General features: G+C 45.7%; 10 protein-coding genes and 1 rRNA gene. 2 read left to right on the top strand and 9 right to left on the bottom strand.

Annotated features, from left to right (window positions below):
• The first annotated feature begins 225 nt into the window (after positions 1-225).
• Both rrf and ACHUFW_RS10605 read left to right on the top strand, forming a co-directional pair.
• Positions 226-341 (top strand): 5S ribosomal RNA (rrf, locus tag ACHUFW_RS10610).
• A 1,054-nt stretch (positions 342-1,395) separates the two neighbouring features.
• Positions 1,396-3,804, top strand: coding sequence for a putative bifunctional diguanylate cyclase/phosphodiesterase (locus ACHUFW_RS10605; RefSeq protein WP_394202879.1), 2,409 nt, complete (start codon positions 1,396-1,398; stop codon positions 3,802-3,804).
• A 106-nt stretch (positions 3,805-3,910) separates the two neighbouring features.
• Here ACHUFW_RS10605 and ACHUFW_RS10600 read toward each other — a convergent pair whose 3' ends face one another.
• From ACHUFW_RS10600 to fliS, 9 genes are read right to left on the bottom strand one after another with little or no spacing between them, the layout of a single operon-like run.
• Positions 3,911-4,198, bottom strand: a complete 288-nt coding sequence (locus tag ACHUFW_RS10600; protein ID WP_394202878.1) for a hypothetical protein — start codon at positions 4,196-4,198, stop codon at positions 3,911-3,913.
• A 38-nt stretch (positions 4,199-4,236) separates the two neighbouring features.
• On the bottom strand, positions 4,237-4,638 hold the full coding sequence (locus tag ACHUFW_RS10595; protein ID WP_394202876.1) for a hypothetical protein: 402 nt from the start codon (positions 4,636-4,638) through the stop codon (positions 4,237-4,239).
• A gap of 23 nt (positions 4,639-4,661) precedes the next feature.
• Positions 4,662-5,669 (bottom strand): flagellar motor protein MotB, encoded by a 1,008-nt coding sequence (locus ACHUFW_RS10590; RefSeq protein ID WP_394202874.1) that lies wholly within the window; start codon positions 5,667-5,669, stop codon positions 4,662-4,664.
• On the bottom strand, positions 5,669-6,526 hold the full coding sequence (gene motA, locus ACHUFW_RS10585; RefSeq protein WP_394202872.1) for a flagellar motor stator protein MotA: 858 nt from the start codon (positions 6,524-6,526) through the stop codon (positions 5,669-5,671). The genes ACHUFW_RS10590 and motA overlap by 1 nt, the downstream gene beginning before the upstream one ends.
• Before the next feature lie 12 nt (positions 6,527-6,538).
• Positions 6,539-7,258: an RNA polymerase sigma factor FliA gene (locus ACHUFW_RS10580; RefSeq protein ID WP_394202870.1), complete on the bottom strand. Its 720-nt coding sequence runs from the start codon at positions 7,256-7,258 to the stop codon at positions 6,539-6,541.
• Positions 7,259-7,270: 12 nt separating this feature from the next.
• A complete protein-coding gene (locus tag ACHUFW_RS10575) occupies positions 7,271-7,729 on the bottom strand; it encodes a flagellar basal body-associated FliL family protein (protein ID WP_394202868.1) in 459 nt (152 codons plus the stop codon).
• Positions 7,730-7,744: 15 nt separating this feature from the next.
• Complete coding sequence (locus tag ACHUFW_RS10570; protein WP_394202866.1) at positions 7,745-8,962, bottom strand: flagellar hook-length control protein FliK; 1,218 nt, start codon at positions 8,960-8,962, stop codon at positions 7,745-7,747.
• Entirely contained in the window at positions 8,952-9,278 is a 327-nt protein-coding gene (locus ACHUFW_RS10565) for a hypothetical protein (RefSeq protein WP_394202865.1), read from the bottom strand. The genes ACHUFW_RS10570 and ACHUFW_RS10565 overlap by 11 nt, the downstream gene beginning before the upstream one ends.
• Positions 9,247-9,627: a flagellar export chaperone FliS gene (gene fliS / locus ACHUFW_RS10560; RefSeq protein WP_394202864.1), complete on the bottom strand. Its 381-nt coding sequence runs from the start codon at positions 9,625-9,627 to the stop codon at positions 9,247-9,249. The genes ACHUFW_RS10565 and fliS overlap by 32 nt, the downstream gene beginning before the upstream one ends.
• Positions 9,628-9,637 lie beyond the last annotated feature (10 nt).

Below are 9,637 nucleotides of genomic sequence, written 5' to 3'. Positions count from 1 at the left end.
AAGCGTTGTGAGGCGTTGAGCTAACATGTACTAATGACTCGTGAGGCTTAACCATACAACCCTAATGGGTTTTACTAATTGAAAAGATTAAAAGACACTTGATTGAAGTGGACTCAAGCAGCTTTCTAAATTTAAAAAGGAATGAATTTATCAAATACATCCATGTATTTGACCCTAACGGGCCGCACTAAAGTGCGTTTAAAATTTGTTCCATACAATTTTATGTCTGGAAACCATAGCATTGTGGTCCCACCTGATCCCATCCCGAACTCAGAAGTGAAACGCAATTGCGCCGATGGTAGTGTGGGGTCTCCCCATGTGAGAGTAGGTCATTTCCAGACGCCACTTTGGTTTTCACTTTTTAGAAAAGTGAAGACAAAACAGTAACGATAAACCCCCAGCACTTTGTGTTGGGGATTTTTTCGTTTAACGGGATTTGAAATGACACTCGAACATGGGGAAGTAAAAAGCCCGAACGCAGTGAGGTTCAGTACCCATGTGGAGTAGGGCGAATATCGCGGTAGCGATGTGCTTATGAGCGCGGAGCTTTAGCGTAGCTGGCCATTTCCAGACGCCCTACGTCACCCCGTCGCTAAGCGGGCTCTCCAGCTTCGTAACAAGTCACTAAGCTACTAAGCTCCTGAATGCGTTGCATTCATAGCAGAGCTTCTTCGCCCCCATGTGTTCGCTGCGCGAACTACGAGAGTAGGTCATTTCTATGGTTGTCCTAAATGAGTAATACTTTATTCATCGTAGAGCGAATATTGGTGTTGGATATGGAACATTTCTGTTTAGCGGTAGTGTTCTTCATCACAATCGTTGCTAGGCTTTTTTATATATGTTTCGCGTAATTGCATACCCTCGATGTCGACCTACCGCTAAGCTTGGCAAGAAACTGCTCCAGCGTTTCTGACATTCGGCACTTCTGATGTTTAGGATTAACAAATGCCTTGATGGCATGGATGGCAAGGAAAGGCCGTGTGCCTCGCTTCCAGCTTCGTAACAAGTCACTAAGCAACTAAGCTCCTGAATGCGTTGCATTCATAGCAGAGCTTCTTCCCCCCATGTGTTCACTGCGTGAAGCGAGTGTGATTATGTGCTTCTGCATTATCGACACTTTCCAAGTCCATGTAGGTCATTGCTATGATTGTTCTGAGATTAAAAGGCTCAAATTATATTTTCTGTGTTAATTGCTACTTTGGCTTATTATTAAATTATGTGACAATGCTCTCTGTTTAATACAAAATTGCGGTTTTTATCAGCAAATGCGTATTGGCATTAAATAATAATAATAATCCTTGTAGGGAAGAATGATTGTTAACACGACTCGTTAAATGTGTACCATTGGCTTATGCCCTCGTAACAATCGGATTGTGTCTCTTCTGTGGCTTAGGTGTGACTGCCTATTTTGCTGAAAGAGAATCGCAACTTAGACTCCTGCTCGAACGTCATCAAACAGCAACGCAACAGCAGTTGATGCGTATGAAATATGTTGCAGCAGAAGCGATTGCTGAACGAGATTATGCACGTATTGAAGATGAAATCTCTGTGGCAGCCACTGATCTTAGTACCACGGTTTATACGCTCTTGGATCAGGACGGCAGCATTCGTTTTTCAAATTACGTGGTTTGGAAAACCAGCCTCGCTAGTTTAGTGATTGATGGCTATAGCGCACAGAAACATGCGGCTAGCGTAGCGAGTAATCAAGCAGATCTGTTTTTTAATCCCAGCCGCCAGTCGTTGCAGGCCTATTACCCTTTGCAGTTAGAGCATGGTGCTTTAGATGTAACTAGCCCCAACATTATTTATTATGAATATGACTTAGCGCCTGTATTGTCAGCAATGGACAAGCAACTGCTGTCTAGCGGTGTCAGGGTGTTGTTATTGGCCGTTCTCGGATTGTTGTTATTCGGCATTGTTGTCTATCTGCTATTGCTGCGTCCATTAGGCAAGCTAGCTAACCATCCTTTCTTTACCAATTATAATGGCGATACGTTGAGTGTACGCTCTCCCTTTAGTGAAATTACTAAGCTGCAACAGCAGATCAACCACGTTTCTCAACGTTATCAAGCCAATCAAATCGAACTAAAAGATAGTCAGCAGCGCTGGTTGTTTGCGGTCGAGGTTTCTCAATATGGAATATGGGATTGGAATTTACAGAAAAATCAGGTCTATTACTCTGATCGTTGGAAGGACATGATTGGTTATGCGCCTGATGAGTTAACGGGCTGTTTCGATACATGGGAAAGTAAAATTCATCCAGATGATAAAGCTGACGTCCTACAAGCACTGAATAGTTATCTTTCTGGCCATGCAGATTCGTTTGAAAACGTGCATCGTTTGAAACATAAACAGGGCCATTATATCTGGGTGTTAGATCGGGGAATGATTGTCGATTGGGATAAAGAAGGCAATCCGCTCAGGATGATTGGTACTCATAGTGATGTCTCCGAGGATGTGAGAAATCAGAAAACCGTATCCCACCAAACTAGCCATGATCAGCTTACTGACTTAGCCAACAGGCGCTCGTTACTTGATGAGCTTTATGAGATCAAACAAAGCCAGTGTCTCGACAGTGCGGCGGTATTCGTTGTAGATCTTGATAACTTTAAAGGGATTAATGACACCTTAGGCCACCACGCAGGCGATAGACTACTTATTCAAATTGCTGCCCGCCTTTCCAGCTATTTTTCAAACAATGCATTGATTGCACGTTTAGCGGCAGATGAGTTTGTGATTTTGGTGAAACATTTGCCGGCGGAAATTGGTGATGCGAATCGCCGTGCTGCGGCGCTTGCGAGTCAGATTAGGCAGTTAATCGCACGAAGTTTTTATATCAACAATAATACCCTTAACGTGTCCGCCAGTGTCGGTATTGCAACCATAGGTTACCAGGAGAAGGTTGAACCTGAGCAGATATTGAGGCGTGCAGATTTAGCCATGTCTCAGGCAAAGGAAAATGGCAAAGACGCCTGTGTACTGTACACGCCAGATATGGAAGCCAAGGCCAAGCAACATCAGCTGATTCGTAATGAGTTAGGTCACGCAATCGCTCGCAATCAATTGAGCTTAGTGTTCCAGCCTTTGGTTGATGCACGAGGGCGTTTGCGTTCAGTTGAGGCGCTGTTACGTTGGTACCACCCTGAAAAAGGCCATATTTCTCCCGGTATATTTATTCCGATCGTGGAGGGAAGTGAACTCATCGTCGAACTTGGGCAGTGGGTTATCGAGTCTGTATGTCAGTTGATTAACAATATTGAGGCAATGGGGCTGATTGCGCCGCTATTTTCTGTCAATGTCAGTGCAAGACAATTTAATCAACCTGAATTTGCTAATACCTTACTGGCTACCTTGGCTAAACAGGATGTTCGCCCACAGATGATAGAGCTGGAGCTGACCGAATATGCCTTGTTAAGTAATCTTCAGCAAGTCAAAGAAACCATGTCTATTTTGCGAAATGCAGGTGTAAGTATTGCTGTTGATGACTTTGGAACTGGCTATAGTTCATTGAGTTATATTCAGAGTTTGCCCCTTAACCGATTGAAGTTAGATGCGAGCTTTATCAGGCATATCAATGACACCGAAGGTTCCGGTGCAATCGTTAAGTCGGTGATAGATATGGCACATAGCTTGAATTTGGAGTTTGTTGCAGAAGGCGTTGAAACCGAGCAACAGGCGCAGTGGCTGAAGTCATTTGGCTGTGATACCTACCAAGGTTACTATTTCCACCGACCGATGCCGGAGTTAGCCTTAATTGAACTCCTGGAACTCAATCGCACCGCCGCGGTGAGTGTGACTCATTAGCGAGAGTCACAGTTGCGATTGTTGCTAAGTGTTTATTGATCGCTAGTTGTGCAGATCGCGCGCTTGTTGCTCGCCAGCCTATTTCACTGCGTTAAACTCACGTGCTCTATATAAAGAAAAAGAAGTAGCTCATTAAAATAAAAGCCAATAACGCGCCCGCAACTACCGGATAAATTAAATAGCTGTCGCCGCTGCGTCTGGCTCTGCGGTAGCAAAGATTCACGAGTATTAAGTTGAACAGGGCTAACATCAGCGATGCCAATACGCCATGGCGAAAAGTCATATCTTGTATGGTTGTCGCCGTATAAATTAGGATTAACCAATGAAGCAAGATGAGGTATAAAAATAACTTCTGCAACCCATCTGGCCCCTTGCGCTTATAAGCGTTAGCCATTGTCTCTCCCTAAGGTATTATCACCAAATCGTTGCTTGTTACTGGCCGTTATGAGCTTGGCGTTGGCGCATACTACTAATAAACTTCACCACCCATGGGTCGTCGGGAATGAGCCATTTAGCGCCATAAAACCACAGCTTGTTGTTGATCATTAAGCAGCGCATGATTTCGATTTCCATATCCTTTTGCTCAATAGCTAACTTTAATTTGCTGTTTGGTTGTAACTGCACACTACTAATGAAGCCTATGCCACCTAAACTAATATCTTTGATATTGGCAATGCCTAGACGCCGTTTACCCCACCATTTGCGTTGATATAGTTCGGTGGTAACACCGTCACAGGCCAGCGCTAAATCGCTGTTGGGGCGAACACGCAGGCTATGACGTTGATGATCTCGGTTGTCGTCATCGGCTTTTATCTCGTCGGAACGTGTACCCAACTGCCTGGGCTTTTTACGTGGCCTCATTGAGATAGCCATTGCTCAGGGTAACTGGTGCGGGGCTGATTTTTCTCAGCAGTACGTTTTGCTTGTTCAATATTAGGATCTTCGCTGTATTGACTAGGAAGTCCTGCCATCTCTTTTAGTTGGTTTGTCGCATCAGTTGTTAACACCAACATTTCTATTCGTCGGTTGGCAGCTGCGGCCGGGTCATCAACAATATAAGGCACTTGGTCGGCCATACCGGTAACTTGAATCACTTGATTAGGCTGGACTCCACCGTATTCTAGCGCTCGGCGTGCAATCAGCGCCCGCTTGCTCGATAGCTCCCAATTGGTGAAGTTTCTACCAGCGTAAGGGGTGGAGTCAGTATGCCCTGATATGCTGATACGATTCTCTACTTTGCCAAGAATTGGGCCTAAGGCCATAAGTAGGTCTTCGAAATAGGGCATCATCTCTGCACTGCCTCGAGTAAACATAAATTGGTGCACATTGTCATGAACCAGAATACGTATGCCCTGTGGCACAATACGAATGGAGACATTAGAAGTTAGGTTAACTTGCTCAATGACCTCTTCAATTTCCCGGGCTAAAAACTCGAGTTGCGCTTGGGTTTCAAACTGCCCAGGTACAAGCGAGTTAAGCTCAGGACCTCGACCGGCTTTAGGATTACTTTCACCGGCAGGAATATGATTGTGAATAGCAGGTCCCGCTCTTTCCACTCCCGTGCCCGTTGCCGGCAAGATGGCTTGTTGCAAGGCAATGCTACCATTAAGATCGACCATTGAAGGGGACTGGCTTAGATCAAATGGGTTGATTGAGCCAGACGCAAACATGTCACCGCGCAAGTACTGAACTATCATGCTGCGCTCTTGCTTATCAGCGATCTGCAAAATCCATAACACCATGAATAATGCCATCATGGCTAAGGTGAAATCAGCGAATGCCACTTTCCATGCACCACCATGGTTACCACGGTGACGACGTTTAGGCTTGCGCTTGATGATGACAGGTTGAGGTTTTAGCGCCATTAGCTTTGTTGCTCCACCATCCAACGCTCAAGTTCAATAAAGCTTGGTCTATTTTCGCTTTGGATCTGTTTCCTTCCCGCGTCGATCGCCAACATAGGTGGTTTACCTTTGGCGAATGCACTTAGCATGGCTGCCACACACCTTAACTGCGCAGATTTCCGGTCAACCAAGTGCTCTAACGCTTTTGAGAGAGGTTCAAAAATACAGTAACACGCGAAGATACCAATAAAGGTGCCAACTAGTGCGGCGGCGACTTTGACCCCAATCATGGTTATTGGGCCGTCGATACTAGACATAGTGATAATAATGCCCATTACCGCAGCAAGAATACCAAAGCCTGGCATGGCTTCTGCCACGCGTCCTAGTGCCAGAGAAGGTCTGAGGCGGTCTTCCTCAATGCGGTGTATCTCTTCTTCCAGAATATGCTCTAAATCGTGAGCGGAAATTTTACCTATTGATTGTAGGCGCAAATTATCTATTAAAAACTGTAAAACATTTGGGTGCTCAAGCACCGTGGGAAACATCAGAAATAGTGAGCTTTCTTGAGGCTTTTCAATATGGTCATCCAATACTTTTAGGCCTTGAGATTGAATTTGACCCATTAGTATGCCCATTAGGCCGAACAGCTGTGGATAAAGCTCGGGATCTTCTTGTTCGTTGCTAACCAGGTCTTTGAGTTGTTGACGCATCTCAATCAGTACCGCTTTGGGGTTGGCAATAATCAGCGCACCAAGCCCGGCACCAAAGATGATGACAATCTCCGCAGGTTGCCATAGTGAATTAAGGCTACCACCGGCCCAAACATAGCCACCAAAAACCGAGATTAGAATGATAAACAGCCCGACAAACTTACTCATATATCACTACCTTTAACGATCCCATTGCTGGTAGATTTGCTGAAGTTGTTTCACGGCTTGTTTATGTATTTGGCAAATCCGTGTTTCAGTTAATCCCAATGTACCGGCAATTTCTTTTAAATTGAGTTCATGTTGATAGTAAAGCGACAGGATCACTTGTTCTCTTTTGTTTAATTTTGCGATTGCCGATAATAAAGTTTGTTTGGCGGAAAATTGTTCAATGACGTTATTGTTATCTTTAAAGCTGTCACCGTTGCTCAGCATGGTATCCAAGCTCTTCATTGATTCAGATTGCGAGGCATAGAGGCGTTCTCTATATTGCTGTTGTGACAGCCCCATGGCGTCAGCGACTTCAAGATCACTGGGTGGCCGACCTAGTTGTTTAGTTAAACTTCTGACTCGGTCATTGAGTTCATGGGCTTGTTGTCTTACTGGTCTTGGCCGCCAGTCTTGGCGACGTAACTCATCTAAAATTGCGCCGCGAATCCGTTGACCAGCAAAAGACAGGAAACCATTGTCGTACTCGCCTGGGTAGCGCCGTGAGGACTCAAGCAAGGCCATTAGGCCGATTTGCTCCATATCTTCGCTGGTCATTACTGTGCCGCAGTGACTTCTTAGTTGCGATACTGAACGCTTTACCAAGGGCAGGTATTGCTGCATAACCTGAGCTTCACTGAGGCGTGAGCTGCTGCTCTCGGACTGAGGTGGGTAGCTTAACTGGGCTGCACTCATAGCTTCTCCTTATTATTGAATCACCATGCGAGTGAACAACACCTCGTCAATTTCTAGGGGAAACTGGTTTTCAATCATCACTTCTGAAAGCAATAGCAGTGCTTCATTTTGTAGGCCTTCCAGTTGATTCGCGTCGTTAAGTTGGTCGAAGTGTTTACGGGAAAACATTTTCATTAATGAGTTTCTGACCACAGGATCGGCAGCTTGTAGGGTGGCGCTGACGTTTTGCGAGCGACTTTTTAGGGCTAATTCCAGCAGTAGGTAGTGAGGGGTATTGTCACCAGGGACTGAGATGACAAATCGATCTAGTGGATAGAAACGTGCCACATCAGGCTGTTCTTGTTGGTTGACAAATGGGCCGCCAATTAACGTTGGTGACTGCCACCCAGCCCAAAATAGGCCGCCACTCCACAACAAGATGGCGAAAATCCAGAATAGTTTTTTGCTTATGCTACTGTTTTGCAATGCCATGATAATTTCCTTAAATTAGGCAAGTAGATCGACTTGATGTGATGTCGCATCCTGTGAAGGTTCTGAAGTTGCACTATCGTCTAGCATTGCGGTGCTGGAGATGGCATGTTGTTCTGTTTGTTGCTGTTTTGAGTGCGAATCACCCTGGCTAATATCAACATTAACCTGGCCGCCATGATCGTTAGCTAAGTCCGTTCTTAATCGCTCTAAACCCATCAATAACGAGTCGCGCACTGATGCATTGGCCGCGTGCATTTGAATATGTAAGCGATCGCCATCTAGGCGGATATTAAGCTCTACTTTGCCCAGAGATGGTGGGTCGAGGCGTAGCTCCGCTGTTTTGATCTGTTGATCTATTTGAAATCTCAGTTGCTCGCGTAACGGGGTTAACAGTTGCTGTGCCTGTTGCAGTTGTGGCGCAGCGGTAGCAATAGATACCGGTCCCCACTGACTAACCTGAGTAGCAGTGGATGGCTTGGCCGCAATAGCGGCGGTAAGTTCGGTGTGCAACGCTGATGAGGTAATTTCATTTCTTGTTGAAAGGCTGCTTTGCTCTGGCATTGCCATATTCAATAAGTTGGGTGTAATGCCACTCATCGAGCCACTCAGTCGCTGCTGGCCTTTTGTCGATAGCAAATGCGCCTCGTCTGTTGTGGCTAGGTTTTGGCCCGCTATGCTGGTTGTGGCTGTTTGACTGCTCGGCGCGGTTAAATCTGTGGTGGCAGGCGCGCGACTTGCCGCTAGATTGATTGGTGTGTTGACCAGGGGTACCGAGCTTGGCTGACGGTGGCTATCGCTCAGTTGTGTCGTGGCTAGCTTATCAGTCAATAATTGATCTGTAGTGTTGGCATTTGTGTTGGTCATTGCGGCACGCGAAATATCGAGTGACTTAACGTCATTGACTGGCTGGCTGTTGAGATATACAGCTTTAATGTCTGCTTGTGGGTATAAGCCTTTATCTATACTTAGATCATGCTTGATTAATGCATTAGGTTGTTGCAAAGCGAGTTTAGGGTCGTGCTGCATATCGTAGGGCAGTGAAGCTGTGTTATTTAGACTTTGCAACTGTTGTTCGCCCTGAAAGCTTGCTTGAGGCAGTTGAGGCGTAGCAGATGCCACGGGCGACATTAACAGATCAACAAACCGTTCAAGGCTTGGCTCACCTTGGTTATCGAGTATTTGAGTTTCGGTCTCTGATAGCTTGTCGAGGGTTACAGCTGGGCTAATCATCATTGTTATCACCACTCAAGCTTGTTAGCTGGTAGGCCGCCAGCCCTTCTTGTTGTTGTTTAAATTGTTCTATTTCATGGGCAAGTTGAGCTTTAGCTTGCTGCAGCTGCTGTAAAATATTGGCATGGGTTTTCGCCAAAGCCTGTCGTGCAATAAGCTGAGATCGTGTGGTTGGTTTGCCTGCTTGTTTTAGCGTTTGAATCATACGGTCATTCACTAAGATCACCCGGTCCCAGTCTTTTTGTTGTGCATACTTGTTGAGCGCAACTTCAAATTGTTGCCATCGTTCAATTGAGATTGGCCCAGCCTGCTCTGACATCGCTGATTACCTTTATTATGGGAGTTAGTGCCTGAGGGTTGTTTTCGACGCTTGCAGTCACCAACTGACGACTGCAGTAGTCATATAATTTATTGAGATTGGCGGCGACTTCACCGCCGTTGTCGAGGTCTAACATGGAGTCCAAACCATGCACTATGTTGAGACATTTATTGATGCTGCCACCCTTTTGCTCGAAGCTACGACGTTGCATAAAGCCACTGGTGCGCTCTAATTCATCGAGTAAGCCATCTAATAGCATCCGCACCATTTCGTGGGGGTTGGCTGCAGCAGCTCGTGCATCAATGGTGGTGTGCCTGTATGCACTAAAGGGATCATTTTCGTTCAACATAGTGATCGGT

This window comes from Shewanella waksmanii (genome assembly GCF_043643685.1).
Lineage (GTDB): Bacteria > Pseudomonadota > Gammaproteobacteria > Enterobacterales > Shewanellaceae > Shewanella > Shewanella waksmanii_A.
This window is presented reverse-complemented; position numbering and strand designations above follow the sequence as displayed.